The 26,222-nt window shown below is 72.3% G+C and carries 22 protein-coding genes; 11 read left to right on the top strand and 11 right to left on the bottom strand.

Annotated elements, in window-relative coordinates; all coding sequences use genetic code 11:
• Positions 1 to 1,392 carry a GH1 family beta-glucosidase gene (locus HS045_RS00780; RefSeq protein WP_196450979.1) on the bottom strand — a complete coding sequence of 464 codons (1,392 nt, stop codon included), beginning with the start codon at positions 1,390 to 1,392 and terminating at the stop codon, positions 1 to 3.
• Positions 1,393 to 2,294: 902 nt separating this feature from the next.
• Here HS045_RS00780 and HS045_RS00775 point away from each other — a divergent pair.
• The 4 genes from HS045_RS00775 (at position 2,295) to HS045_RS00760 (ending at position 6,804) form a co-directional block, all read left to right on the top strand.
• Complete coding sequence (locus HS045_RS00775) at positions 2,295 to 3,647, top strand: ABC transporter substrate-binding protein (protein ID WP_196449254.1); 1,353 nt, start codon at positions 2,295 to 2,297, stop codon at positions 3,645 to 3,647.
• Positions 3,648 to 3,762: 115 nt separating this feature from the next.
• A complete protein-coding gene (locus HS045_RS00770; protein WP_196450978.1) occupies positions 3,763 to 4,737 on the top strand; it encodes a carbohydrate ABC transporter permease in 975 nt (324 codons plus the stop codon).
• On the top strand, positions 4,734 to 5,690 hold the full coding sequence (locus HS045_RS00765; RefSeq protein ID WP_196449253.1) for a carbohydrate ABC transporter permease: 957 nt from the start codon (positions 4,734 to 4,736) through the stop codon (positions 5,688 to 5,690). Before HS045_RS00770 ends, HS045_RS00765 begins: the two co-directional genes overlap by 4 nt.
• A 118-nt stretch (positions 5,691 to 5,808) precedes the next feature.
• Complete coding sequence (locus tag HS045_RS00760; RefSeq protein WP_196449252.1) at positions 5,809 to 6,804, top strand: LacI family DNA-binding transcriptional regulator; 996 nt, start codon at positions 5,809 to 5,811, stop codon at positions 6,802 to 6,804.
• Positions 6,805 to 6,931: 127 nt separating this feature from the next.
• Here HS045_RS00760 and HS045_RS00755 read toward each other — a convergent pair whose 3' ends face one another.
• The 3 genes from HS045_RS00755 to HS045_RS00745 form a co-directional block, all read right to left on the bottom strand.
• Positions 6,932 to 7,495: a hypothetical protein gene (locus HS045_RS00755; protein WP_196449251.1), complete on the bottom strand. Its 564-nt coding sequence runs from the start codon at positions 7,493 to 7,495 to the stop codon at positions 6,932 to 6,934.
• Positions 7,496 to 7,772: 277 nt separating this feature from the next.
• On the bottom strand, positions 7,773 to 8,348 hold the full coding sequence (locus tag HS045_RS00750; RefSeq protein ID WP_196449250.1) for a general stress protein: 576 nt from the start codon (positions 8,346 to 8,348) through the stop codon (positions 7,773 to 7,775).
• A 101-nt stretch (positions 8,349 to 8,449) separates the two neighbouring features.
• On the bottom strand, positions 8,450 to 9,889 hold the full coding sequence (locus HS045_RS00745; RefSeq protein WP_196449249.1) for a GuaB1 family IMP dehydrogenase-related protein: 1,440 nt from the start codon (positions 9,887 to 9,889) through the stop codon (positions 8,450 to 8,452).
• A 133-nt stretch (positions 9,890 to 10,022) separates the two neighbouring features.
• On the opposite strand from HS045_RS00745, the gene HS045_RS00740 reads away from it, so the two are divergent.
• On the top strand, positions 10,023 to 10,490 hold the full coding sequence (locus tag HS045_RS00740) for an effector binding domain-containing protein (RefSeq protein ID WP_196449248.1): 468 nt from the start codon (positions 10,023 to 10,025) through the stop codon (positions 10,488 to 10,490).
• Between the two features lie 54 nt (positions 10,491 to 10,544).
• Here the strand turns inward: HS045_RS00740 and HS045_RS00735 are convergent, their stop codons facing one another.
• The 5 genes from HS045_RS00735 to HS045_RS00715 form a co-directional block, all read right to left on the bottom strand.
• Entirely contained in the window at positions 10,545 to 11,099 is a 555-nt protein-coding gene (locus HS045_RS00735; RefSeq protein ID WP_196449247.1) for a hypothetical protein, read from the bottom strand.
• Complete coding sequence (locus HS045_RS00730) at positions 11,096 to 11,332, bottom strand: helix-turn-helix transcriptional regulator (RefSeq protein ID WP_196449246.1); 237 nt, start codon at positions 11,330 to 11,332, stop codon at positions 11,096 to 11,098. The genes HS045_RS00735 and HS045_RS00730 overlap by 4 nt, the downstream gene beginning before the upstream one ends.
• Positions 11,333 to 11,348: 16 nt before the next feature.
• Positions 11,349 to 12,185 carry an ABC transporter permease gene (locus HS045_RS00725; protein WP_196449245.1) on the bottom strand — a complete coding sequence of 279 codons (837 nt, stop codon included), beginning with the start codon at positions 12,183 to 12,185 and terminating at the stop codon, positions 11,349 to 11,351.
• Positions 12,182 to 13,027: an ABC transporter ATP-binding protein gene (locus HS045_RS00720; protein ID WP_196449244.1), complete on the bottom strand. Its 846-nt coding sequence runs from the start codon at positions 13,025 to 13,027 to the stop codon at positions 12,182 to 12,184. Before HS045_RS00720 ends, HS045_RS00725 begins: the two co-directional genes overlap by 4 nt.
• Positions 13,028 to 13,206: 179 nt before the next feature.
• Positions 13,207 to 14,340, bottom strand: coding sequence for a CaiB/BaiF CoA-transferase family protein (locus HS045_RS00715; protein WP_196449243.1), 1,134 nt, complete (start codon positions 14,338 to 14,340; stop codon positions 13,207 to 13,209).
• A 187-nt stretch (positions 14,341 to 14,527) separates the two neighbouring features.
• Here HS045_RS00715 and HS045_RS00710 point away from each other — a divergent pair, with 187 nt between their 5' ends.
• From HS045_RS00710 to HS045_RS00690, 5 genes are all read left to right on the top strand, one after another.
• Positions 14,528 to 16,414: a serine/threonine-protein kinase gene (locus HS045_RS00710; RefSeq protein WP_196449242.1), complete on the top strand. Its 1,887-nt coding sequence runs from the start codon at positions 14,528 to 14,530 to the stop codon at positions 16,412 to 16,414.
• A gap of 103 nt (positions 16,415 to 16,517) precedes the next feature.
• Positions 16,518 to 17,321: an alpha/beta hydrolase gene (locus tag HS045_RS00705; RefSeq protein WP_307827334.1), complete on the top strand. Its 804-nt coding sequence runs from the start codon at positions 16,518 to 16,520 to the stop codon at positions 17,319 to 17,321.
• Positions 17,318 to 18,109: a MerR family transcriptional regulator gene (locus HS045_RS00700; RefSeq protein WP_196449241.1), complete on the top strand. Its 792-nt coding sequence runs from the start codon at positions 17,318 to 17,320 to the stop codon at positions 18,107 to 18,109. The genes HS045_RS00705 and HS045_RS00700 overlap by 4 nt, the downstream gene beginning before the upstream one ends.
• A gap of 337 nt (positions 18,110 to 18,446) precedes the next feature.
• Complete coding sequence (locus HS045_RS00695; RefSeq protein ID WP_196450976.1) at positions 18,447 to 19,796, top strand: FAD-binding oxidoreductase; 1,350 nt, start codon at positions 18,447 to 18,449, stop codon at positions 19,794 to 19,796.
• A 14-nt stretch (positions 19,797 to 19,810) separates the two neighbouring features.
• The gene (locus HS045_RS00690; protein WP_196449240.1) at positions 19,811 to 21,070 is read left to right on the top strand and encodes a cyclopropane-fatty-acyl-phospholipid synthase family protein; all 1,260 of its coding nucleotides are present in this window, start codon (positions 19,811 to 19,813) and stop codon (positions 21,068 to 21,070) included.
• Positions 21,071 to 21,211: 141 nt separating this feature from the next.
• Here HS045_RS00690 and HS045_RS00685 read toward each other — a convergent pair whose 3' ends face one another.
• Positions 21,212 to 22,636 carry a GGDEF domain-containing protein gene (locus HS045_RS00685; protein ID WP_196449239.1) on the bottom strand — a complete coding sequence of 475 codons (1,425 nt, stop codon included), beginning with the start codon at positions 22,634 to 22,636 and terminating at the stop codon, positions 21,212 to 21,214.
• A 191-nt stretch (positions 22,637 to 22,827) separates the two neighbouring features.
• Positions 22,828 to 24,363, bottom strand: a complete 1,536-nt coding sequence (locus HS045_RS00680) for a long-chain fatty acid--CoA ligase (protein ID WP_196449238.1) — start codon at positions 24,361 to 24,363, stop codon at positions 22,828 to 22,830.
• Positions 24,364 to 24,537: 174 nt separating this feature from the next.
• On the opposite strand from HS045_RS00680, the gene HS045_RS00675 reads away from it, so the two are divergent.
• Positions 24,538 to 26,166 carry a GMC family oxidoreductase gene (locus HS045_RS00675; protein ID WP_196449237.1) on the top strand — a complete coding sequence of 543 codons (1,629 nt, stop codon included), beginning with the start codon at positions 24,538 to 24,540 and terminating at the stop codon, positions 26,164 to 26,166.
• Positions 26,167 to 26,222 lie beyond the last annotated feature (56 nt).

The following is a 26,222-nucleotide window of genomic DNA, read 5'->3' as shown; positions in this document are numbered from 1 at the left end:
TCACGCCTGGACCCCGTTGCGCCGGATGACCTCGCGGTACCACAGCGCGCTGTCCTTGGGCACCCGGCGCTGCGAGGCGTAGTCGACGTGGACCAGCCCGAAGCGCTTGGCGTAGCCCTCGGCCCACTCGAAGTTGTCCATCAGCGACCAGACCAGGTAGCCGCGCAGGTCGGCCCCGGCCTCGATCGCGGCGTGCGCGGCGCGGAAGTGGCCGTCGAGGAAGGCGATCCGCCGCTCGTCGGCGACCCGGCCGCCGTCGAGCACGTCGTCGAAGGCGGCGCCGTTCTCGGTGATGATCAGCGGTGTGCCCGGGTAGTCGCGGGTGAGCCGGAGCAGCAGTTCGGTCAGGGCGGACGGCTTGACCGACCAGCCCATCGCCGTCTTCTCCTCGTCGCCCTGGACGAACGCGATGCCCTCGCTGCCCGGGTGGACCGGGTTGGCCTCCTGGCCGGCGCGCAGCTCGACGGTGGTGGGGCTGTAGTAGTTGACGCCCAGCAGGTCGATCGGTGCGCCGATGACGTCCAGGTCGCCGTCGCGGACGAAGGACCAGTCGGTGAACCGGCGGGCGCGCTCCACGACGTCGGCGGGGTACTCCCCGCGCAGCACCGGGTCGAGGAAGATCCGGTTCTGCAGGCCGTCGACGTGCGCGACGGCCTCGGGGTCGCCGCCGCCGATCGGCGCGAGGTTGAGGGTGATGCCGATCTGCCTGGCCCCGGCGGCGCGCAGTCGGGCCGCCGCCAGCCCGTGGCCCAGCAGCAGGTGGTGGACGGCGGCGTAGGCGTCGGCCGGGTCCGTGCGGCCGGGGGCGTGGACGCCCGCGCCGTAGCCGAGGAAGGCGGAGCACCACGGCTCGTTGAGCGTGGTCCAGGTGCCGACCCGGTCGCCGAGCCTGCCGTGCACGACGGCGGCGTACTCGGCGAAGCGCTCGGAGGTCTCCCGGTCGGTCCAGCCGCCCCGGTCCTCCAGGCTCTGCGGCAGGTCCCAGTGGTAGAGCGTCACGATGGGCGTGATGCCGCGACCGTGCAGCTCGTCGACCAGCCGCTCGTAGAAGTCCAGGCCGCGGGGGTTGACCGGGCCGGAGCCGTCCGGCTGGATCCGGGGCCAGGCGATCGAGAAGCGGTAGGCCTGGACCCCGAGGTCGGCCATCATCGCCACGTCGTCGCGGTAGCGGTGGTAGTGGTCGCACGCGATGTCGCCGGTGTGGCCGCCGACGACCTTGCCGGGCGTCCGGGAGAAGGTGTCCCAGATGGACGGCCCGCGGCCGTCCTCGTTCGCGGCGCCCTCGATCTGGTAGGAGGCGGTCGCCGTCCCCCAGAGGAAACCCTGCGGGAAGGTCAGCCCCCCGGTCCTCCCGGTCTCCGCTGCGGCCTCCGCCGTGGCCTCCGCCGACATCCCCATGGACCCCATGGACCCCATGGACAGGGTCATGTCTCACCGCCCCTTTCGCCTCGCCGTCAACCCCGCCTCGCCCCGAACGGCAGAGAGCGCTCTCAGACAGCATCACGGGTAGGTGTCGGGCCTGTCAAGACGAGTCGCCCCGTGAGGGGCGAGAGGGTGAGGAGCCGTCGACGCGGCGTTCGCGTCGGACCACGGTCCAAACATGGAGAGCGCTCTCTTGTATGTCCGCCTCGGCGCCCCGTCCCGCGGGGCCGGCGGCCCGATGGCCGGGGAGGTGTCGCGGACCGCCCTTCCCTCCGCCCCGGGGGGCGTCGCGGTGGCCGTCCCGGCGCGGCCGCCGCCGCACCGGCCGCGGTCCGCGCCGTCCGTCCCGGCGGTGGGGACGGCCGCCGCGGCGGGTGGTCGATCATGGCCACGACCTGGAAGGTGACGGGCACTCTTCCGGTGTGCGTACCCTTCAGCAGAGGCCGGTCCGCGGAGTCAGCCGGTCTCGGTGGGTCCGTCTTCCCCGCGGGTGGGGTCGGCGGGCGCATCCGGGCCGCCTCCCTGCGGCGCGCCGTACGCCCGGTGGGGGCGGACGGCGGAGGGCGGGACCGGACGGCCGTGCCCTCCCGCTGCAAGAGAGCGCTCTCGCAGCGAAAGTGTAACCGAAATGTCTAAGATAATACCCATATTTCTTAAATTTATAACTTCGGTATCGCGGTGGTCGGCATCGCGCCATCGGCCGGCAGCTCGTCAGAGAGCGCTCTCAGATCGGTTCGAGCCATCCGGCCACCACGGCGGACACCGGTGACGCGGTGACTCCACGTGCCCGTCGCGGGCCGGCCCCGGCCTGTCCCGCCGGCCGGGGCCGGCCCGGCAAGGTAACGCCCGGCAAAGTAACGGAGGAAGGGTCCATGTCGCTCCTCTCTCGGCCTGCACGCACCGCCCTGGTCGCGGGCACGGCGGGCCTGGCGCTGGTCGCCGCCGGTTGCGGCTCGTCCGAGCCCTCGGCCCCGGCGGCGGGCGGCGGCACGTCCGCCGCGTGCGCCCCGTTCGAGAAGTTCGGAAAGCACGACGGCAAGAAGGTCTCGGTCTACTCCTCGATCCGCGACACCGAGGCGGACCTGTTCCAGCAGACCTGGATGCCGTTCGAGAAGTGCACCGGGATGAAGATCACCTATGAGGGCGCCGGCGAGTTCGAGGCGCAGATCCAGGTCCGCTCCGACGGCGGCAACCCGCCGGACCTGGCCTTCTTCCCGCAGCCGGGCCTGCTGCAGCGCTTCGTCGCGGCGGGCAGGCTCAAGCCGGCCCCGGCCGAGGTGAAGAGGCTGGCCGAGCAGAACTGGTCGCCCGACTGGGCGAAGTACGGCACGGTCGACGGCACCTTCTACGCCGCCCCGCTGGGCGCCAGCGTGAAGTCCTTCGTGTGGTACTCGCCGGGCATGTTCAAGGAGAAGGGCTGGGCGGTCCCGAAGACCTGGGACGAGCTCATGACCCTCACCGACACGATCGCGGGCACCGGGGTCAAGCCGTGGTGCGCGGGCATCGAGTCCGGCGAGGCCACCGGCTGGCCGGCCACCGACTGGATCGAGGACGTCCTCCTGCGCGAGCTCGGTCCCGAGGGCTACGACGACTGGGTCGCCCACAAGATCCCCTTCAACGCCCCCGAGGTCGTCGCCGCGGTCGACAAGGTCGGCGCGATCCTGAAGAACGAGAGGTTCGTCAACGGCGGCTACGGCCCGGTCAAGAGCATCGCCGGCACCGCCTTCCAGGAGGGCGGCGTGCCCATCACCGAGGGCAGGTGCGCACTGCACCGCCAGGCCTCCTTCTACGCCAACTTCTGGCCCGAGGGCACCACGGTGGCCGAGGACGGCGACGTCTTCGCCTTCTACCTGCCCGGCAACGACCCGGCCGAGAAGCCGGTACTCGGCGCGGGCGAGTTCGTCGGCGCCTTCACCGACCGGCCCGAGGTCCAGGCCGTCCAGGCCTACCTGGCCACCGGGGACCACGCCAACGCCCGCATGAAGCTGGGCACGTACGTCTCGGCCAACAAGGGCGTCGACATCGCCAACGCGCAGAACCCGATCGACAGGCTCTCCATCGAGATGCTCCACGACCCGGACACGGTCTTCCGGTTCGACGGCTCCGACCTCATGCCGGCCGCTGTCGGCGCGGGCACCTTCTGGAAGGGCATGACCGACTGGATCAACGGCAAGGACACCACGACGGTCCTCGACTTCATCGAGGCCTCCTGGCCCGCGTCCTAGTCCCCGGCAGTCCCCGGCTTCCAGCGGCGTCCGGCTCCCGCCGGGGTCCGACGACCCCGCCGGAGCCGGACGCCCCCGCACCGGCCCGATCCCTCCGGGAGCCTCCTCGATGAACCTGGACTTCGACTTCGCCGCGGAGCAGCCGAAGCTCCTGCAGCTGCTGTACGGCGTGGTCGCGTTCTGCGCGGTGGTCGCGCTCCTGCTGCTCCTGCTCGACCGCGCGCCCATGCGGCAGCGGGCGCGGCTGCACGCCGCCGTCCTGCTCGCCCCCGCGCTCCTGCTGCTCGCGATCGGCCTGATCGTGCCCGCGGTCCGCACCACCCTGCTGTCGTTCATGAGCGGCGACGGCGCCTCCTGGGTGGGGCTCGACAACTACGTCTGGATGTTCACCCGGCCCGAAGCGGTCACGGTGCTCCGCACCACGCTCATCTGGGTCGCCCTCGTCCCCCTCCTGGTGACGGCGGTCGGGCTGCTCTACGCGGTCCTGGTCGACGGGAGCCGCTTCGAGTCCGCCGCCAAATCGCTCGTCTTCCTCCCGATGGCCGTCTCCTTCGTCGGCGCCGGCATCATCTGGAAGTTCGTCTACGCCTACCGGCCGGAGGAGAGCGAGCAGATCGGCCTGCTCAACCAGGTCGTGGTGGCCCTCGGCGGCACCCCCCGGCAGTGGCTGCTGGAACCGCCGCTCAACACCCTCTTCCTCATCGTGGTCATGGTGTGGATCCAGGCCGGGTTCGCCACCGTGGTGCTCTCCGCGGCCATCAAGGGCATCCCCGCCGAGATTGTCGAGGCGGCCAGGCTCGACGGCGCCTCACCGGTCCAGATGTTCTTCCGGGTGACGCTGCCGAGCATCCGTCCGGCCGTGCTCGTGGTGCTGGTCACCCAGTCGATCGGCACGCTCAAGCTCTTCGACATCGTCCGGACCATGACCGGCGGCCAGTTCGACACCAGCGTCATCGCCAACGAGATGTACAACCAGGCGTTCCGGTACGGCGAGACGGGCAGGGGCGCGGCACTGGCCGTCTTCCTGTTCGCCCTGGTCACCCCCATCGTCGTCTACCAGATCCGCCAGCGCCGGGAGGCCGTCCGATGACATCCGTCCCACCCGCCGCCGCGGCGGTACGGCCCGGTGCCCGGCAGGCCGCCCGACGGGTCGGGAAGCGGCTGAGCGGCAGGGCCGCCAGCGCCGTGGCGATCGTCATCGCGGTGCTGTGGACCACCCCCACCTTCGGTCTGTTCCTGTCGTCGCTGCGACCGGAGGACCAGATCAAGACCACCGGCTGGTGGTCGTTCTTCTCCGACCCGCAGCTGACCCTGGAGAACTACCGGGAGGTGCTGTTCGGCACCTCCTCGTCCTCCGGGAAGATGGCCGGCTTCCTGATCAACTCGATCGTCATCACGATCCCGTCGGTGCTCTTCCCGCTGGCCTTCGCCGCCTTCGCGGCGTACGCACTGGCCTGGGTGCCGTTCCGCGGGCGGAACGGGATCTACATCGGCGTCTTCGCGCTGCAGGTCGTCCCGCTGCAGATGGCCCTGGTCCCGCTGCTGTCGTTCTTCTCCGAGGGCGTCTCGGTCTTCGGCCTGCAGCTCATGCCGGCCTGGGAACTGGAGGGACCCGCGCGCTTCGCGCAGGTGTGGTTCGCGCACACCTGCTTCGCCCTGCCGTTCGGCGTCTTCCTGCTGCACAACTTCATGTCGGAGCTGCCGGGCGAGCTGATCGAGGCGGCGCGGGTGGACGGCGCCGGCCACGGTGTGATCTTCCGGCGGGTGGTCCTCCCGCTGATCGCGCCGGCGCTGGCCACCTTCGGCATCTTCCAGTTCCTGTGGGTCTGGAACGACCTGCTGGTGGCGCTGATCTTCGCGGGAGGCACCTCCGAGAGCGCCCCGATGACCGTGCGGCTGGCGCAGATGGCCGGGACCCGCGGCAACGAGTGGCAGCGGCTGACGGCCGGGGCCTTCGTCTCGCTCGTCATCCCGCTCGCCGTCTTCCTGTCCATGCAGCGCTACTTCGTCCGCGGCCTGCTCGCGGGCGGCGTCAAGGGATGAACCGGGACCGGGACGCCGGGGCCGCATGCAGGTCCGGCGTCCCGGTCCCGGCGGCTCCTCGATGGGTTATCGTCGTGGCGACCGAAGATCCGATCCGGAGGCCCAACCGGAGGCCCAGATGAAGCGCCCCACCCTGGAGGCGGTCGCCGCCCGCGCGGGAGTGTCGCGGGCCACGGTCTCCCGCGTGGTCAACGGCCAGCCCACCGTCGCCCCGGGCATCCGCGACGTGGTGATGCGGGCCGTCGAGGAGCTCGGCTACGTCCCCAACGCGGCGGCGCGCACCCTCGTCAACCAGCGCACCGACTCCATCGCCCTGGTCGTCTCCGAGTCGCCCACCCGGGTCTTCTCCGACGACCCGATGTTCTCCACCGTGATCCGCACGGCCAGCGCGGAACTGGAGGCGGCCGACAAGCAGGTCGTCCTCATGCTGACGGGATCGGCCCGCAGCCACGCCCGGGTGGAGCGGTACATCGCCGGCGGCCACGTGGACGGCGTGATGATCATCTCGATGCACGGCGCCGACCCGCTGCCCGCCGCGATCACCCGCATGCGCGTGCCCGTCGTCTCGTACGGCCGGCCCGCCGTGCCCGTGGACCTGCCGTACGTCGACAACGACAACGTGGGCGGCGCGGAGACGGCCGTGCGCCACCTGATCGAGAGCGGCCGCCGCCGGATCGCCACGGTCGCCGGTCCCCAGGACATGATCGGTGGTCAGGACCGCCTGGCCGGCTATCGGAACGTCATGCGCGGCTCCGACCGCCGCTCGATCGTGGCGGTCGGCGACTTCACCCGCGAGTCCGGCGCGGTGGCGATGCGCCAGCTCCTGGAGGACGACCCGGCGCTCGACGCGGTCTTCGTCGCCAACGACCTGATGGCGATCGGTGCGCTGCAGGCGCTGCGCCAGGCCGGCCGCCGGGTGCCGGACGACGTCGCGGTGGTGGGCTTCGACGACATCGAGGCGGCCCGCTACACCGAGCCGCCCCTGACGACGGTCCGCCAGCCCGTCGTCGAGCAGGCCACCGCGATGGTCCGCCTCCTGCTCGGTCTGGCCTCCGGCGGCCCCGCGGACCCGATCGTCCTCCCGACCGACCTGGTCGTCCGCGAGTCGGCCTGACCGGGTCCGGGCCCGCCGGCCCTCGCCGGGGGAACGCGGGGCCCTGCGTCGCAGACGACGGCAGGCCGCCGTCTGCGACGCAGGGCCCCGGCGGCCTGACGGCCGCTCGCGGACGGTGCCGGGCGGCCTACCTGACCATGTCGGCGAACAGGTTCCGCAGTTCCATGTGACCGGCCTTGAGCTCGGCCACATCGCCCTCGACGCGCTTCATCGAGAGCTCCAGGTTGCCGACGGAGCGCTTGACCGTGACGATCTCCTCGCGGAGCTCGGCGTACCCGGCCCTCATCTCCTGGCGGAGCTCGTCCTGGCCCTTGCGGAGCTCGTCGGTGGTGGCGCGGAGCTCGTCCTGGCCCTTGCGGAGTTCGTCGGTGGTGGCGCGGAGCTCGTCCTGGCCCTTGCGGAGTTCGTCCGTGGTGACCTTGAGCTCGTCCGTGGTGACCTTGAGCTCGTCCGTGGTGACCTTGAGTTCGTCCGTGGTGGCCTTGAGGCCGTCCACGGTGACCTTGAGGCCGTCGGTCGTGGTCTTGAGCTCGTCCGTGGTGGTCTTGAGCTCACCTGTGATCGTGCGGAGGTCCTTGAGGACCTCGAAGATCGCCGCGGTGGTCGCCCGGTGCTCGTGGGCCTCCACACGGAGCTCGGCCACTCCGAGCTCCAGGGCACGCATGCGGATCTCTGACGTCGTGTCGGTCACGACAGCTCCTCGCCGTTGGTACAGGAAAAGAAGAACGGAAAGCGCGTAGGGGACGACACGGTTGAGGGAGACACGTGCCCGCAGGGAGAAGACTACGCACAGCGCAACGGTGATCGCTACACGTGGTCGGGGCCGGGGCGGCGGGAGCCGTACCGGGTGGAAGAAAAAGCCACCCGGCACGGAGTGCGGGGTGGCGGGTGGCTCTTCGCATGGTGGGCGGACCGGGGTTCCGGAGCGCCGCGGCTCCGCGGCGGGGCGCCGGTCGGCACCCGTGCGCTCAGGGCCGGCGCTGCTCCGGGGCGATCGGCCGCTGGGCCGCGGGGTCGTAGACGCCCGCGGAGGCCGGGGGCTCGACCACCACGGTGTCGGCCGGGTGCGGGCCGCCGTCCAGGACGGCGCGGGCGTGGTCGACGTGCGAGGCCGCGACCAGCACGTCGTAGCGCCCGGCGACGATGGCGCTGCGCGAGGCGAAGTCGCGCCTGCCGCCGGTGAAGACGTGGTTGAGGAAACCGAACGCGGCCCCGGTCAGGGCGCCCCACAGGCCCGCCCAGAGCACCAGCACGAAGAAGGAGAGCGTGGTCGAGGTGAACAGGCCGAGGAACGCCCCGACCACGAGTCCGAAGACCAGGCCGCTGCCCGCGCCGGCGAGCGCGGCCCGGCCGTTGGTCATCCGGCCGGTGACGGTCTCCTCCATGCGCAGGTCGCTGCCGACGATCGCGACGTTCTCCACGGGGAACCCGGCGTCCGAGAGCGCGTCCACGGTCCGCTGCGCGGCCGCGTAGTTGTCGTAGCCGACCAGCGTCCTGCGGTCGACGACGACCGGCGCCTCGACGCCCATGTGCAACTGTGTCATGGTCCTGTCGCCTTTCCGGGTGGGTGCGGTTCGCAGGACGCGGCTACCCATGACGGGCCGGGGAATGCGCGTCCCAGGCGGAATCCGCCCGGGACGGGGGCTCACCAGCTCTGGTGGAGCGGCATCCCCTCGCTGTACCCGGACGAGCTCTGCACGCCGACCACCGCGCGCTCGTGGAACTCCTCCAGGCTGGAGGCCCCGGCGTAGGTGCAGGAGGAGCGCAGGCCCGCCACGATGGCGTCGATCTGGTCCTCGACGCTGGGCCGGAGCGGGTCGAGGTACATCCGGGAGGTGGAGATGCCCTCCTCGAACAGCGCCTTGCGGGCCCGGTCGAAGGGGGAGTCCTCGGCGGTGCGGAGCTTCACGGCGCGGGCCGAGGCCATGCCGTAGTTCTCCTTGTACCGGCGGCCGTCGGCGTCGGTGCGGGCGTCCCCGGGCGACTCGTAGGTGCCGGCGAACCAGGAGCCGATCATCACGTTGGCCGCCCCGGCCGCCAGGGCCAGGGCGACGTCGCGGGGGTGGCGGACCCCGCCGTCGGCCCAGACGTGACGGCCCAGGCGGCGGGCCTCGGCGGCGCACCCCAGGACGGCGGAGAACTGCGGGCGGCCGACACCGGTCATCATCCGGGTGGTGCACATGGCGCCCGGCCCGACGCCGACCTTGACGATGTCCGCACCGGCCTCGACCAGGTCGCGCACGCCGGCGGCGGTGACGACGTTGCCCGCGACGACCGGCACGCCGGGCCCGAGCGCGCGGACCGACCGGAGCGCGCCGATCATCTTCTCCTGGTGGCCGTGCGCGGTGTCCACCACCAGGCAGTCGACCCCCGCCTCCAGCAGTTCCTTCGCCTTGGCGGCCACGTCCCCGTTGACCCCCACGGCGGCGGCGATCCGCAGCCGGCCCGAGGCGTCGACGGCGGGCCGGTAGAGGGTGGCGCGCAGCGCGCCGGTCCTGGTCAGGATGCCGACCAGGCGGCCGTCGCCGTCGACGACCGGGGCGAGCCGGTGGCGGCCGTCGTGGAGCCGGTCGAACGCCTCGCGCGGGTCGAGCCCGGCGGGCAGGGCGAGCAGGTGGTCGGACATGACCTGGGAGAGCTGGGCGTACATGTCGACGCCCTGGCAGTCGGCCTCGGTGACCACGCCGACCGGGCGGCCGGCGTCGTCGACGATGACGACCGCGCCGTGGGCGCGCTTGGGCAGCAGGCTGAGCGCCGCGCCGACGGTGTCGTGCGGGGTGAGGGTCAGGGGGGTGTCGTGGACCAGGTCGCGCCGCTTGACCCAGTCGACGACGTCGGCGACCACGTCGATCGGGATGTCCTGCGGGATCACCGCGATGCCGCCGCGCCGGGCGACGGTCTCGGCCATGCGGCGCCCGGCGACCGCCGTCATGTTGGCGACGACGACGGGGATCGTGGTGCCGGTCCCGTCGGAGGTGGACAGGTCGACGGCGAGCCGCGAGCCGACCGAGGAACGCGCCGGGACCATGAACACGTCGCTGTAGGTCAGGTCGTGGCCCGGAATCGTCTCATTGAGGAATTTCACTGGCACTACCTTATGTGGGAGCGGTCAGCGGTGTTCCTTCCCCGTTTTCCGGACGGCCATGGGAGCTGAACGGTCACGATGAGCACTAAGATCCGGTTTGCGTGTTTGTCGGGGTGGTCTATGAGGAGGCGCTGTGAACGTCGTTGATCGGCCGGAGATGCTCGTCGTGGGCCACGCCGTACGGACGTCCAACGCCGACGAGGCGGACCCGGGGCGGGCGAAGCTGCCCGGGCTCTGGCAGCGGGCGGGCGTCCCCGGGGCCTTCGCGCACGTCCCCGGGCGGGTGGACGAGAACCTGTACGCGGTGCTGACCGACTACGAGAGCGACCACCACGGGTTCTACACCCAGGTCGTCGGGGTGGCCGTGCGCACCGCCGCCGCCCTGCCCGAGGGCATGGTCGCGGTCCGGGTGCCGGGCGTCCCGGCGCTGAAGGTGGAGGCGCGGGGGTCGATGCCGGGCGCGCTGGTGGAGTCGTGGCGGCGCCTGTGGAAGCACACCGAGTCCGGCGGCACCCCGCCGCGGGCCTTCAGCACCGATCTGGAGGTCCACCACCGCGAGGGCGTGGACCTCTACGTCGCGGTCTTCCCGCCGATGCACTGACCGCGCGGACCCGCCTACCGGCGGCGACTCCGGGCCGCCGGTACGGTGCCGGGATCAGTCCTCGTCGCCGAGGACCGGGTCGGCCGCCCGCCACCCGGCGATGAGGTGAGGCAGGGTCAGGTGCGTCACCAGGACGGCGACCGCGAGCATGAGCGCCGCCGCGCTCGGGATCTCGATGACGAGGTCGTCGCCGGGCCGCACGAGCGTCATCCCCGCCGCCGTGGCGAGGAGCATCCAGAAGGTGCCGCGGTGGGCCAGGGCGTAGATGCGGTTGCGCTCGGCCTGCTGGCGCTCGTCGAGGTGCGCGTTACCGGCCCCGATCACTCCCTGGGCGGCTACGACGAGCACCGAGGCGGCCCAGCCGTAGACCACGAGCGCCGTGGCTCCGAGCGCGAAGGTCGTCCACATCGCGGTGGTGCTGGGCGCGAGGAACCAGCAGACGACCGCGCTGCCCCAGACCAGGGAGACCGCTCCGCCGCCCACGACGGTCAGTCTCCGGCGCGCCCGGCGGGTCCGGTACCGGGAGCCGCGGAGCCACTCCTCCGCCTTCTCGACCCGAATCCGGTCCCGCTCGGCTCTGCGCAGCGTCCTGTCCGCCTTGTCCGTCACTGTGACTCACTTCCCAGCCGGGGGAACGGCTTCAACGAGAAAACGACTTCCATCGGGACCTCGAAGTACTCGGCGATGCGCAGGGCGAGGTACAGGCTCGGGCTGTACTCGCCCCGCTCCAGGTAGCCGATCGTCTGGTAGTGCACCCCGAGCGCCGTCGCGAGCTCCTTGCGCGAGACGCCGCGCTCGGCCCGGAGCATCGGGATGCGGTTGTGGACTTCCTCCGCGCTCATCTCCGCCTCCTGCGGGTCATGACGCCTGGGCGGTGAGCTGCCGTTCGGCGAGCCGCGAGCCGGACTCCCGCCGGGTGACCCGGCGGACCAGCACGGGGGCGAGCAGCATGCCGATCACCGCCCAGGCGGCCAGCGCCGCCGCCACGTACGGCAGGCGCCAGCTCCCGCCGATCTCCGCGGCGAGCATCGCGTCGGGCAGGAACGCCGCGCGCAGGCCGAGTCCCTGCCAGTAGAGCGGGAACGCCTGGGCGATCCACTGCACGGCCTCCGGCATGTAGGTGACCGGGAGCATGACCCCGGAGGTGACCATCAGGCCCATCATCGGCAGGCCCAGGACCGCGCCCGCCGTCTTCGGGCCGGGCAGCAGGCAGCCGATCGCCGCGCCCAGCGGGACGACGGCCACGGTGCCCAGCAGCAGCACCCAGAGCAGCGCCGGCCAGTCGTGCGGTAGCGGGGCGCCGCCCACGGCGACGCCGGTGGCCAGGATCAGCGCGCTCTGCACGGCGATCTGGCAGAGCAGGGTGACCGCCCGTCCGACGAGGTAGGCGGGTATCCCGCCGGGGACGGTCCGCAGCCGCAGCAGCGTCCCCTCCTCCCGGTCGGCGGCCAGCGCCATCGGCAGGGTCATCAGGGCGTTGGAGAAGACGGTGAAGGCGAGGAACCCCGTGGTCATGAACATGCCCGAGGACACGGTGGTCCCCTTGACCTGCTCGTCGCCGATCCAGAGCAGCAGCAGGGCGAACAGGCCCGCCGTGCCGATCAGGGTGGTGATCAGCTCCCTGCGGTTGCGCAGCAGCTGCAGGTGCTCCGCCCAGCCCCGCTTGATCCCGATGCGCAGTGCCCTGCCGTTCATGCGGCCCTCCCGATCAGTTCCAGGTAGCTCTCCTCCAGCGACGGCCGCCGGATCTCCAGGCCGGGGACCGGCCCGCCGAACCGCTCGTGCAGCTCCCAGGCCGCCCGCGAGGGGTCGTCGGTGGTCACGGCCTGCTCGCGGCCGTCCTCCAGCCACCGCACCCGCGACGGCGCCTGCACGGCCCGCGCCAGCTCGGCGGGGGTCCCGCAGGCGGTGATGCGGCCGCCGGCCAGGATGGCGGTGCGGTGCGCCAGCTTCTCGGCCTCGACCAGATCGTGCGTGGTGAGCAGCACCGTCATGCCGTCGTCGGAGGCGAGCCTGTTGAGCAGCAGGTGGAACTCCTGCCGCGCCTCCGGGTCGAAGCCGGTGGTCGGCTCGTCGAGGAAGAGCAGCTCGGGCCGGCCCACGATGCCCAGCGCCACGTCCAGTCGGCGGCGCTGCCCGCCGGACAGGCGGCCCACCTGCTGCCCGGCCTGCCCGGTCAGGCCGACGGCGGCCAGCAGGTCGTCCGGGTCGCGCGCGTCGTCGTAGAACTCGCCCAGGTGGGCGACGATCTCCCGGACGCCCCACTTGTTGTGGTCGCGCCAGTTCTGCAGGACGATCCCCAGCCGGGCCCGCCAGGCGTCGGAGCCCTTCTCGGGGTCGGAGCCGAGCACGCTCACCTCGCCGGCCGAGCGGTTCCTGAACCCCTCCAGGATCTCGATCGTGGTGGTCTTCCCGGCGCCGTTGGGCCCGAGCAGGGTGAAGATCTCCCCGCGCCGGATCTCCAGGTCGACCCCCCGCAACACCTCGGCGGTGCCGTACGTCATCCGCAGGCCGCGCACACTCACTGCAGCACTCATGCGGATGAATGTAGTAGGAGTACTACATACCGCGCAAGTTCTATGACGAAGGGCGGCACACCTGCGTTCAGGTGTACCGCCCTCGGAGAGGCGCACGGGCCGGGGCCCCGGCGGAGAAGCGCCGGTCGGCGGCGTGCGGTGGCGATCGGTGGCGGCCGGTGGAGGGTCCCGGCCGGCGGTCAGGCCAGCACCCCGGTCTCGCGCAGCTTCGCGGCGGTCTCGTCCGGCAGGCCCCAGGAGGACAGGTCCGCCAGCCGGGTGGCGGGGGAGAGGTCCGGCCCGGGCACGCCGAGCAACCGGGGCGCGGGGGCGGGCTGCCGGACCCCGTCCACCTCCACGAACGTGCCGCGCGCCCGGTTGTGCGGGTGGTCGGCGGCTTCGGACATGTCCAGCACGGGGGAGACGCACGCGTCCGTGCCGTCGAAGACGGCCTCCCACTCGGCGCGGGTCCTCGACCGGAACGCCTCGGTCAGCCGCTCGCGCAGGGCGGGCCAGTTGGCCCGGTCCTCGCGGTCGGGCAGGTCGGTCAGGCCCATGAGCGAGACGAGCTGCGCCCAGAACTGCGGCTCCAGGGCGCCCACCGCCAGGTACTTCCCGTCGGCCGTCTCGTAGGTGTCGTACACCGGCGAGCCGGTGTCGAGCAGGTTGGTGCCGCGCGGGCCCCAGAAGCCGGACTGCACGCCGTGGTAGAACATCGCGAACAGCGTGGCGGCCCCGTCGACCATGGCGGCGTCGACCACCCGGCCCTCGCCGGTGCGCTCCCGCTCGATCAGGGCGAGCAGCACGCCGTACGCCAGCATCAGGCCGCCGCCGGCGAAGTCGCCGAGGATGTTGATCGGCGGTGTGGGCTTCCCGCCCGCGCGGCCGAGCATGGACAGGACGCCGGAGACCGCGATGTAGTCGATGTCGTGCCCGGCGGTCGGCGCCAGCGGGCCGTCCTGGCCCCAGCCGGTCATCCGGCCGTAGACCAGGCGCGGGTTGACGGCGTGCAGGTCGTCCGGGCCGATGCCCAGCCGCTCGGCGACTCCGGGGCGGAAGACCTCGATGACGACGTCGGCGTGCGCGGCGAGCTCCTTGAAGGCGGCGACCCCCTCGGGGGCCTTCAGGTCCAGGCCGACGGTCCGCTTGCCCCGGTCCATCACGTCGCGGCGCGGCCGGTCCCCGGCGGCGGCCACGGCGGCGACCCGCTCGACCCGCAGCACCTCGGCGCCGTGGTCGGCCAGCATCATCCCGGCGAACGGCCCCGGGGCCAGCCCCGCCAGCTCCAGCACGCGGACCCCGGCCAGCGGGCCCCTCCTGGTCGTGTGATCCATCGGTGACTCCTCGGTGCGTTCCCGGAACACGGCCGGGCGCGGTGGTGGCAGGCGGTCGCCCGGTGACGCCAGGCCGCCCTCCGGGCAAGTAGAACAACATTCGGATCGCCCTGGCAAGACGCCCCACCCGCCGACCCCCACCTGTGGGAAACTTGCGGCCGTCGGTTTGGCAACGGGGAGAGTCGTGATGGCATATCCGCACGGGGAACGGATGATCGCCGGACGCTACCGGCTGATGCGCGAGCTCGGCCGCGGCGGGATGGGCGTGGTGTGGGAGGGGCACGACACGCTCCTCGACCGCCCGGTCGCGGTCAAGGAGGTGCTGCTCCCGCCGCACCTGCCCCCGGCGGAGCAGGAGCGCCAGCTGGTCCGCACCTCGCGCGAGGCCCGGACCGCGGCCCGGCTCAACCACCACGGCATCGTCGCGGTCTACGACGTGGCCGAGGAGGACGGCCGCCCCTGGATCATCATGGAACTGGTCAGGGCGCGGGGCCTGGACGAGGTCGGCACGCTGCCGGTGCCCCAGGTGGCCGCGATCGGCCGCCAGGTGCTCTCGGCGCTGCACACCGCCCACCGGGCGGGGATCCTGCACCGCGACGTCAAGCCGAGCAACGTCCTGCTCACCCCCGACGGCCGGGCCGTGCTCACCGACTTCGGTATCGCCACCGTGGAGGGCGACGCCTCGCTCACCCAGACCGGCATGGTCACCGGATCGCCCAGCTTCCTGCCACCGGAGCGCGCCGTGGGCACGCCCGCCGGTCCCTGGTCGGACCTGTGGTCGCTCGGCGCCACGCTGTACGCGATGCTGGCGGACGGCAGGGGGCCGTTCGAACGCCGCGACGCCATGGCCACGCTGGGGGCGCTCCTCACCGAGGAGCCCGACTTCGGCCGGGTGCACCCGGCGATGCGCGAGGTCCTGTCCGGGCTGCTCCGGCGTGACCCGGCGCACCGCCTCACCGCCGGACAGGCGGACGCACTGCTCGCCGCGGTGAGCGGAGAGCAGCCCGGGCCGCTCGGCCGCACCGCCGAGAACCGCATGGTCCCCGGCCGCACCATGCCGGACCACCCCGCCCGGACGGGGCAGGGCCGTCCGGTCCGGGACCTGCCGCCCGACGGCCGTCCGGGCCAGGGGCACACGGGTCAGGGCCGTCCGCCCCACGGCCGCACAGGCCGGGACCGCTCCCCGCAGGACCCTGGTCCGCGGGGCCGTACCGTGCGGGACCGCGCCGAGGAGCCCGCGGGACGGTACGGCGCCGATCACGGCGCCGATCACGGCGCCGATCACGGAGGCGATCGCGGTGCCGGCCGCGGAGGCGGCCGTACGGCCTCCGCCGTCCCGCACCCGCCGCGGGCCCGCGGCGTGCGGGCCCCGGCCGCGGTGGCCGCGGCGCTGGCGGTGCTCCTGACCGGCGCCGGCGCCGCCGGATGGGTCATGTCCGGGATGGGGGAGACCTCCGCCTCCTCGGCCGGCCCGGACCGGACCGACCCGGACGGGGCCGGGACCCTGCCGGCGCCGGAGGAGAAGACCCGGTCCGAGACGCCCGAGGAGTCGCCCACCCCGACTCCCGAACCCGTCCGGAGCCACCGGGTGGCCGCCGCCGACGCCGGGACGAAGCAGTGGAACGGCCGGGCCCCGGAGCGGTGGTCCATCCAGTACCCGGCCGCCTGGAAGCCGGACTACATCGCCGAGACCGGCTACACCCACTGGACCAGCCCCGGCGGCGACGCGCACCTGTCGGTGGAGGTGCTGCGCCCCGTCTACGGGCTGGAGACGGCCCAGGAGACGCTGCGGGAGGAGATCGGCCGGTGGAGCGAGATCTCCGCCGAGGAGACCGCCGAGGTCCCCACCCGGTACGGCCGGGCGCTCGACTGGCGGTTCGGCTGGGTGATGAAGGACGGAGGCGGGGCGGAGTGGGCCTCTCCCGGCACGGACTACCGCGAGGTGCGGCGCTTCGTCGAGCTCGGGGACACCGCCATCGTGCTCACCTGGACCACCGCGAAGTCCCGGTGGAGCGGGCACCAGGCCTTGATGCGCCGGGTGCTCGACAGCTTCCGCCTGGAGGGAAAGGGCTGACGCGATGCCTCGGGCGGGCGGCCCGTCCGACCGGGCTTCGCCGATGGGCGTGGGCATCGCCCTGGGTTGACCTTGACCTTAGGTCAGGGTGCACGCTGAACGGGTGACCGACTTCACCTCCCCCTGGATCGGCATGGTGCCGGTCGACGACACCGCGCTGGCCGTGACCGACACCGGCGGGCCCGGCCGTCCTGTGGTCTATCTCAACGGCCAGTTCGCCAGTCAGCGGTACTGGCGGCGCGTCATCGCCGAACTCGGCGGCGACCACCGGCACATCACCTACGACATGCGGGCCCGCGGCCGATCGAGGCGTTCGGCCGCAGCCGCTTCGTTCGAGGCGCACGTCCGGGACGTCGGCGCCGTCCTCGCGGCCAGGGGCGTGGACCGGCCGCTTCTCGTCGGCTGGTCCTACGGCGCGCCGGTCGCGCTGCACTGGGCCGGCCGGAATCCGGACCGCGTCCTGGGGGTCGTGTCCGTGGACGGTGCGTACCCGTTCGACTTCTCCTACGCCGAAGAGCGGATCCGGCTGCTGTGGCGCCGATCGCGCTGGCTGCTGCCGGTGCTCTCCACGATGGGCATGGCCGGGAGGATGTCCGCCGAGCAGCATGCCCAGAGCAACATCGAACTCAACGAGGTCTACGCCGCCCTCGACCCGGTCCTCGACAGCGTGACCTGCCCGGTCCGGTACGTGGTCGCCACCGGCGCTAACCTGGGAGGCGGCCGTGATGAGATGGAACGCATGCGCGCCAGCCTCGACCCGGTGCTCGCCCGCAACCCGAACATCAAGGTGAGCGCGAAGGTCGCCGGCAACCACGGCAACGTGCTGCGCAAGGACTTCCGCGCCGTCGCCGACGCGGTTCGTGAGCTGGCCGGCACCCCGCGACCACGAGGCCGGCAGAGCAGATGACGGACGGTGTCACGATCGGTCGGGCGGCGGCCTTCGCCGGCGTCACGGTGAAGACCGTGCGGCACTACCACAAGCACGGGCTGATCGACGAACCCCGGCGCGACGGCTCCGGCTACCGCCGCTACGGATCGGCCGACCTGCTGCGGCTGGTCCGGATCCGGACGCTGGCCGCCGCCGGCGTACCGCTGGCCGAGATCGGGCCGATACTCGACGCCGATCCTGACCGGTTCGCCGCCGCGCTCGTCGACGTCGGACGGCGTCTCGATGATCGGATCGACGATCTGATCGCCCGGCGTGACATGCTGCAGCGGCTCGCCGGCGGCGACCGGGCCCTGCTGCCCGACCGCGTTCTGGCGAAGCTGGACAGGGTGGCCGCCGAATTCGGATTCACCCCGGACGACGTGACCATGGCCCGGGAGGGCCTCGTGCTGATCAGGGCCCTGGTGCCGGAGGGCTTCGACGACTACATCTCCCGGGTCGAGCGCGGCCTCGACGACCCTCGGTACGCCTCCTTGATCAGGCGCATGTGGCGTGCCGCCGAGTGGGAACCGGACGATCCCCGGATCGGCGAGCTCGCCACGGCCTTGGCCGACCACTGTCTCGCCCACCCCGAACTGCTGCCCGTTCCGGCCGGGCTCCGGGCCCGCACCGACGCCGCGATTCGGTACAGCCTGCTCAGCCAGCACGGGCAAGAGCAGAAACCTGCCTGGACCCGACTGGCGGCGTTGTTCGAGGCGAGCATGCGCGCGGCCGGCAACGACATCCTCGCAGGCCGGCCGGTCTCATGAGTCGGTGTGACCTTGCCACGGCGTCGGCTTTCGATACCGCGAGGTTCGTGGACCACGGCTGTGCCCGGGGCGGCGCCACCGCTCGAGATCTCACGGCATCTCTGGTTCGACCACCGGGAGTGCGATTATCTTCTCGGTTGGCCCTGTGCAACGGAAATCTTGGACGTTCGCCCGTCTTTTTGCTGGTCAGAAGCTTGCGCCAGCCGCTTGGGGTGCGACGTTAACGCGCGTTTAACGCGGCACTCCTGGCCGCGCGGGCATCGGCGAGATAACGTTCTAGAGGCGATCTTTCCTGTCGAGAGCCTGGGGGTGATGTCCCGTGACGCCCACGACACCTATGTCGGCGCACCGGCGGGCGGTCGAGCAGATCAGGGAGTCCTACGCGGCGATCCCCTCCGGGACCGCGCCCCGGCTGGCCAAGGCCACCACGAACCTCTTCCGGTTCCGCGACGGCGCCCGCGCGGCCCGGCTCTCCGCCAGGGACCTGGACCGGGTCATCGAGGTCGACCCGGTCGCGATGACCGCCGAGGTCCAGGGGATGACGACCTACGAGCACCTCGTCGACGCCACGCTCCCGCACGGGCTCATGCCGTACGTCGTGCCCCAGCTCAAGACCATCACGCTCGGCGGCGCGGTGACCGGCCTCGGCATCGAGTCCACCAGCTTCCGGGACGGCCTGCCGCACGAGTCGGTCGAGGAGCTGGAGATCCTCACCGGTGACGGGCGCGTCGTCGTCGCCCGCGCCGACAACGAGCACCGCGAACTGTTCCGCGCGTTCCCCAACTCCTACGGCACGCTCGGCTACGCGCTGCGGATCCGGATCCGGCTCAAGCCGGTCCGGCCGTACGTCCGGCTGACGCACCTGGAGTTCACCGACGCGCACAAGTGCATGCTCGCCATGAACGAGATCTGCGAGCGGGGCGAGTACGACGGCGAGCCGGTCGACTTCGTGGACGGCACCTCCTTCGCCCCCGACGAGCTCTACATCACCCTCGGCCGGTTCGCCGAGCGCGCGCCGTACGTCTCCGACTACACCGGCATGCGGATCTACTACCGGTCGATCAGGACCAGGACCCGCGACTGGCTGACCGTCCGCGACTACCTGTGGCGCTGGGACACCGACTGGTTCTGGTGCTCGCGGGCCTTCGGGGTGCAGGATCCGCGGGTGCGCTCGCTGATGCCGCGCCGGTGGATGCGGTCCGACGTCTACCGCAGGCTCGTCGGCCTCGACCGCAGGTACGGCGTGACCGCCCGGCTGGACCGCTGGCGGGGCCGGCCCGCGCAGGAGTCGGTCATCCAGGACATCGAGGTGCCCGTCGAGCGCGGCGCCGACTTCCTGGAGTTCTTCCACGACAAGGTCGGCATGGCACCGGTCTGGATGTGCCCGCTCAGGTCGGCGCAGGAGTGGCCGCTCTATCCGCTGGAGCCCGGACGGCTGTACGTGAACTTCGGTTTCTGGGGGGTCGTCCCGCTGCCCCGGGGGCGGTTCGACGGCTACCACAACCGGCTGATCGAGCACGAGGTGCACGCGCTCGAAGGTCACAAGTCCCTGTACTCCACGTCGTTCTACCCCCGGGACGAATTCTGGCGCCTCTACAACGGGGACGCCTACTGGCCGGTCAAACGGGCGTACGACCCGGGCGGCCGGTTGCTCGATCTCTACGACAAGTGCGTACGGGGGCGCTAGGGAGGTTTGCTTCTGTGAGGCTCGCGGAGATCTTCGAGAAGGTCGTCGGCCCCGAGGCGGGCATCGGTTTCGCCGCCTACGACGGCAGCAAGGCCGGTCCCTCCGACGCGGACGTCACGCTGGAGGTGAAATCCCCCATCGCGGTGGCCTACCTGGCACAGGCGCCCGGTGAGCTCGGCCTCGCCCGGGCGTACGTGTCGGGCCACCTCGACGTGCACGGGGACATGTACACCCTGCTGTCGCGGATGTGGTCGCTGACCGTCGACGACCTCACGGTCGCCGAGAAGCTCGCCGCCATCCGGGCCCTGGGCGTCAGGCCCCTGACGATGTGGCTGCCGCCCCCCGCCCAGGAGGTACGGCGCAGCATGATGGCCAGGCTCGGCAGCCGGCACGCCAGGCGGCGGGACGCCGAGGTGATCCACCACCACTACGACGTGTCCAACACCTTCTACGAGTGGGTGCTCGGCCCCTCCATGGCCTACACCTGCGCGGTCTTCCCCGCCGCGGAGGCCTCCCTGGAGGAGGCGCAGTCCGCCAAGTTCGACCTGGTCGCCAGGAAGCTGGGCCTGGCGCCCGGGATGCGGTTGCTGGACGTGGGCTGCGGCTGGGGCGGCATGGCCATGCACGCCGCCCGCGAGTACGGCGTCAAGGTGCTGGCCGTCACCCTCTCCCGGCAGCAGGCCGAGTGGGGCCAGAAGGCCGTCGCCGAGGCCGGGCTCGGCGACCTGGTCGAGATCCGGCACTGCGACTACCGCGACGTCAGGGAGACCGGGTTCGACGCGGTCAGCTCGATCGGCCTGACCGAGCACATCGGCAGGGACCAGCTGCCGTTCTACTTCCGGTTCCTGTACGGCAGGCTCCTGCCGGGCGGGCGCCTGCTCAACCACTGCATCACCCGGCCCACGGGCAGGGAGAAGACGATCAACGCCGGCGGGTTCATCAACCGCTACGTCTTCCCCGACGGGGAACTGGAGTCGGTGGGGACCCTGATCCGGGAGATGGAGGACGTCGGCTTCGAGATCCGGCACGAGGAGAACCTGCGCGAGCACTACGCCCGGACGCTCCGCCACTGGTCCGCCAACCTCGACGACCACTGGACCGAGGCCGTCCGGGAGGTGGGGCGGGGCAGGGCCCGGGTCTGGCGGCTCTACATGGCCGGCTGCGTGGTCGGCTTCGAGCGCAACAAGATCCAGCTCCACCAGGTGCTGGCCACCCGGCTCGACTCCGCGGGCAGCGCCCGCATGCCGCTCCGCCCGGCGCGCGACTGGCCCTGACCGGGCGCGGGGAGCGCGGCGCGTCCGGACGGGACGGCCGCGTTCCCCGCGGCGCAGAGCGGGATGGCCGTGTTCCCCGCGGCGCAGAGCGGGGCGACGGGCCCGCCGTTCGGCCGGTCGCGGGCGAGGATGCTCCGGACGTCAGGCGGTCATGAGCGGATCGGTGGAGCCGGCCGTGACCCAGCGGCCCCTGCCGAGGCGCTTGGCCGAGTACATCGCGGTGTCGGCCGCGCGCAGGATCCCCACCGCGGCGTTCCCGGAGTCCTCGCCCGTGGAGGCGGCGATGCCGACGCTGGCTCCGACGGAGAGCTCGCGTCCCCGGAACGGCACCGGTGCGGAGACCTCGTGCAGGATGCGTTCGGCCAGGTGCACGGCGTCGTCGTGCGAGGCCCCCGGACAGAGCAGGACGAACTCGTCGCCGCCGAGCCGGGCGACCAGGTCGCCGCTGCGCACCGAGGCGGACAGGCGCTCGGCGACCGCGCCGAGCACGGCGTCGCCCGCCTCGTGACCGTGGGCGTCGTTGACGGCCTTGAACCCGTCGAGGTCGACGTAGAGCACCGCCACGCCGGCGCCGGGCGTCCGTACGACCCGTTCCAGGGTGTCGTGCAGCACGGTCCGGTTGGCCAGCCCGGTCAGCGGGTCGTGGTGCGCCTGGTAGGCCATCTGGGCCTGCAGCCGCTCCTGCTCGCGGACCGCCACGGTGAACCGGGTCAGCACGAAGGCCGCGCAGCCCGCGCCGGCCAGGATGAGCGCCACCTCCTCGCCGCTGAAGCCGGAGTGCCGCAGGGCCAGGGCGGGCGTGCCCAGCAGCGCCAGACCCAGGAAGAGGACCCGCGCCGGGTGCAGGGTGCCCATACGGGAGCCGGGACGGGTCAGCTCGGCGTGGGCGGGATGCAGCATGGCCGCGACGAGCACCGCGTGGCCGAGCAGCAGCCCGGCCCCGAGCCGCTCCACGTAGGAGTAGTCGAGCACGTAGGGCAGCAGGTTGTAGCCGAGGTCGACGGCCAGGTAGGTGAAGACGGCGGCGAGCAGCAGGTAGGTCGGGGTGCCGCGCTCGCCCGGGGACAGGACGAGGAACAGGGCGGCCGCCAGCAGCACGATGTCGCCGACCGGGTAGAGGGCGGGCACGATCGTCTCGGCGGGGCTGTACCCGCCGCCGAAGAGGGGCTCGATCAGGAACTGCCAGGAGGCCAGGGCCGCCACGGTGGTGAGGGTCAGCGCGTCGAGCGCGCCGGCGCGGAGCCTGCCGGGCGCCCGGTGACGGGCCATCACGATCAGGGCCGCGGCGATGAGGGGGTAGCCGCCGAGCCACAGGACGTCGCTGACCCCGACCGCGGGCACCTCCCCCGTGAGGAAGAACACCAGCTCGATCACGTCACCGGTCAGCCAGAGCGTCTGGGCGAGCGCGACGAGCAGCCACGGCCGCCGGGCGGCGCCCGTCCCGGAGCGCAGCGCCGCCCACCAGGCCAGGACGCAGACCACGCCGTACACGGCGAAGTAGAGGATTTGACCCACCGTCGACGCGTAGGTGGCGGCGGTCACCGCCGAGGCGGCGACCGCCGCCATGAGGAAAAGGCCTGTCTTCCCGACCGTCATATCCGTCCTGTCGGCACGGCGGGCCGGGACCTGAGGGATTCCGGCCCGCACGTCCGGGAACACCCTCCGCCCGGGATCCGCCGGGTCGGGGCGGGAACCGTCCCCGGACGTGCGGAGCCCCCGCATCCCGACGGGGATCCGGGGGCTCCGCGGAGCGCGGGCTAGCGGAGTTCGCGCTTGAGGATCTTGCCGGTGGCGGTCATCGGCAGCGCGTCGCGGAACTCGACGACGCGCGGGTACTTGTAGGCCGCCATGGTCTCCTTGCACCAGGAGATGAGCCGCTCCTCGGTGAGACCGGCGCCGGGCGTGCGGATGACGTACGCCTTGACCTCCTCGCCGTGCGAGTCGTGCGGGACGCCGACCACCGCGGCCAGGGAGACCTCGGGGTGGGTCATCAGGACCTCTTCGATCTCGCGCGGGTAGACGTTGAAGCCGCCCCGGATGATCATGTCCTTGGCCCGGTCGACGATCGTGTAGTAGCCGTCGGCGTCCCGGGTGGCGATGTCGCCGGTGCGGAACCAGCCGTCCTTCATGACCTCGGCGGTCGCCTCGGGCCGGTTGTAGTAGCCCTTCATCACGTTGTGGCCGCGGATCGCGATCTCACCCGGGCCCTCGCCCTCGACCGTGTTCCACTGGCTGTCGACCAGCTTCATCTCCACGCCCCAGATCGGGGTGCCGATGGTGCCGGGCTTGGTGGGCCTGCCGAGCTGGTTGAAGCTGGCCACCGGGGAGGTCTCCGACAGGCCGTAGCCCTCCAGGATGCCGATGCCGAAGGTGGCCTCGAAGTCCTTGAGGACCTCCACGGGAGAGGACGCGCCGCCCGCCACGGCGGTGGTGAGGGAGGCGGGCACCTCGTCGCCGTCGGCGTGGATCTTCGTCAGCATGCCCCAGTACATGGTCGGCACACCCGCGAACAGGGTGACGTTCTCCTTGCGCATCAGCTCCAGCGCGGCGCCGGGCTCGAAGCGCGGCAGGAGGACGAGGGTGGCGCGGCGGCGGAACCCGGCGTTCATGACGACGGTCTGGCCGAAGGAGTGGAAGAGCGGCAGCACCGCGAGGTAAGCGTCGCCGCCCTCGGCGCGCGGGTACATCTCGTCCGAGACCATGGCGTTCATCAGCATGTTCATGTGGGTCAGCTCGGCGCCCTTGGGGCGGCCGGTGGTCCCGCTGGTGTAGAGGATGACGGCGGTGTCGTCGGGCGCGGTCTGCGCCGTCTCGAACTCGCCGGAGACGCCCTCCAGCGCCGCCCAGATCGTCTCGCCGTGCGCCGACTCGGTGGCGAAGGCGGTGGCGGGCAGCACGAAGAAGTGCTCGGTGCCCTCCGCGCCCTCGAAGCCCTGCCGGCCGCGCTCGCCCAGCGGCAGGTCCGGCAGCCCCTCGAAGCAGAAGAGCGCCTTGGCCTCGGAGTCCTGCAGGTGGTAGGTGATCTCCGGGGCCTGCAGCAGGACGTTGAGCGGCACGACGGTCGCCCCGGCCTTGAGGATCCCGAAGTACACGAACGGGAAGTAGGGCAGGTTCGGGCAGGCGAGTGCGACCTTGTCGCCCTTGCCGATCCCGCGCGAGACGAGCAGGTTGGCAACCTGGTTCGCGACGGTGTTGACCAGGGAGTACGGCAGCCGCAGGTCTCCGTAGACCACGGCGGTGCGGTCGGGGCACTCCCGGGCGCTGTCCTCCAGCACGATCGACAGGTTGAGCATGGGTGGGATCCTCCTCCGGACAAGCTCTGGCCCGTTCATCCTGGCAGGCAGAGCATACCTACCGGTAGGTAAGGGAGGTTACGAATTGACGGGTGAAGATCCGGAGCGTATGCAGGTAAGAGCCCGCTTACGGGGAGGCGAGCCGTCCGTCCGGAGGAAGAAGGGGCAGCGCGCATGGAGTACGACTACGTGATCGTGGGGGCCGGCTCGGCGGGCTGCGTCCTGGCGAACCGGCTCTCGGCGGACCCGTCGGTGAGCGTCGCCCTGCTGGAGGCGGGCGGCTCCGACGCCAGGCTCGAGGTCCGCATGCCCGCCGGGTTCGCCAAGCTCTTCAAGACGCCCTGCGACTGGAACTTCACCACCGCCAAGCAGGCCGGGCTGTCCGACCGGGAGCTCTACTGGCCGCGCGGCCGGATGCTCGGCGGCTCCTCCTCGCTCAACGCCCAGATGTGGGTCCGCGGGCACCGGGCCGACTACGACGGCTGGAACGTGCCGGGCTGGTCCTACGACGAGGTCCTGCCGTACTTCCGGCGGGCCGAGCGGCGTGTCGGCAGCAACCGCGGCGGGGTGTACGGCGGTGACGGCCCGATCCACATCTCCGAGCTGCGCAGCCCCAACGTCACCACCGCCGCGTTCCTGGCGGCCTGCGGGGAGATCGGGCTCACCCGGCTGGAGGAGCTGAACGGCCCGTCCAACGAGGGATACTGCCCGACCCCCGTCACCCAGAACCGCGGTCGCCGCTGGAGCGCCGCCGACGCCTATCTCAGGCCCGCCCTCCGGCGGCCCAACCTCACCGTGGTCACCGACGCGCACGCGCGCCGGGTGCTCGTCGAGAACGGCCGCGCGACGGGCGTGGAGTACGGCCCCGGCGCCCCCGACGGCGCCGGTGCCCTCGGCGGTTCCGGCGGTTCCGGCGGAACGGTGGTGCGCGCGCGGCGGGAGGTCATCCTGTCGGCCGGTGCGATCGGCTCTCCCCACCTGCTGATGCTGTCCGGCATCGGCCCGGCGGAGGAACTGCGCGCGGAGGGCGTCGAGCCGCTCCGCGACCTGCCGCAGGTGGGCGCCAACCTCCAGGACCACCTGGCCTCGGGGGTCTTCCTGCAGTGCCCCCGGCCGGTCACGCTCGCCGGGGCCGAGTCGCTGCCGAACCTGCTCCGCTTCCTGGTCGGCCGGAGCGGCATGCTCACCTCCAACGTCGGCGAGGCGGTGGCCTTCATCCGCACCGATCCCGCCGAGCCGGCCCCCGACATCGAGCTGATCTTCGCTCCCGGCCCGTTCGTCGACCACGGCCTGACGCCGCCGTCCGGGCACGGCCTGACCATCGCCTCGATCCTGCTCCAGCCGGAGAGCCGCGGCCGGATCGCGCTGAGCGGCCGCGACGTGGTGATCGACCCCGGCTACCTGACGGCCGAGGCCGACGTCCGGCGGCAGGTGGCCGGGCTGCGCCGGGCCAAGGAGCTGTTCGCCACCGCGGCCCTCGCGCCGTTCGCGGGACCGCCGATGGCCCCGTACTGGGGGCCGGAGACCGACGAGGAGCTCGTCCGCTGGATCCGGGAGCGCAGCGAGACCCTCTACCACCCGGTCGGCACCTGCCGGATGGGTGCGGACGAGGAGTCGGTCGTCGACCCGTCGCTGCGGGTCCGGGGGATCGCCGGGCTGCGCGTCGCCGACGCCTCGGTCATGCCGGTCATCAACCGGGGCCACACCCACGCCCCCACGGTCATGATCGCCGAGAGGGCCGCCGAACTGGTCGCGGCGGATCGGGTGACCGGCCGGGTGGACGGCGCTGCGCCGACCGGGTGAGGAGCGCTGCGCCGAGCCGGTGAGGGGCGGACGGCGCACGCATGAGGGCCGGGCGG

Source organism: Planomonospora sp. ID82291, from assembly GCF_015711645.1.
Taxonomy (GTDB): Bacteria; Actinomycetota; Actinomycetes; order Streptosporangiales; family Streptosporangiaceae; genus Planomonospora.
This window is presented reverse-complemented; position numbering and strand designations above follow the sequence as displayed.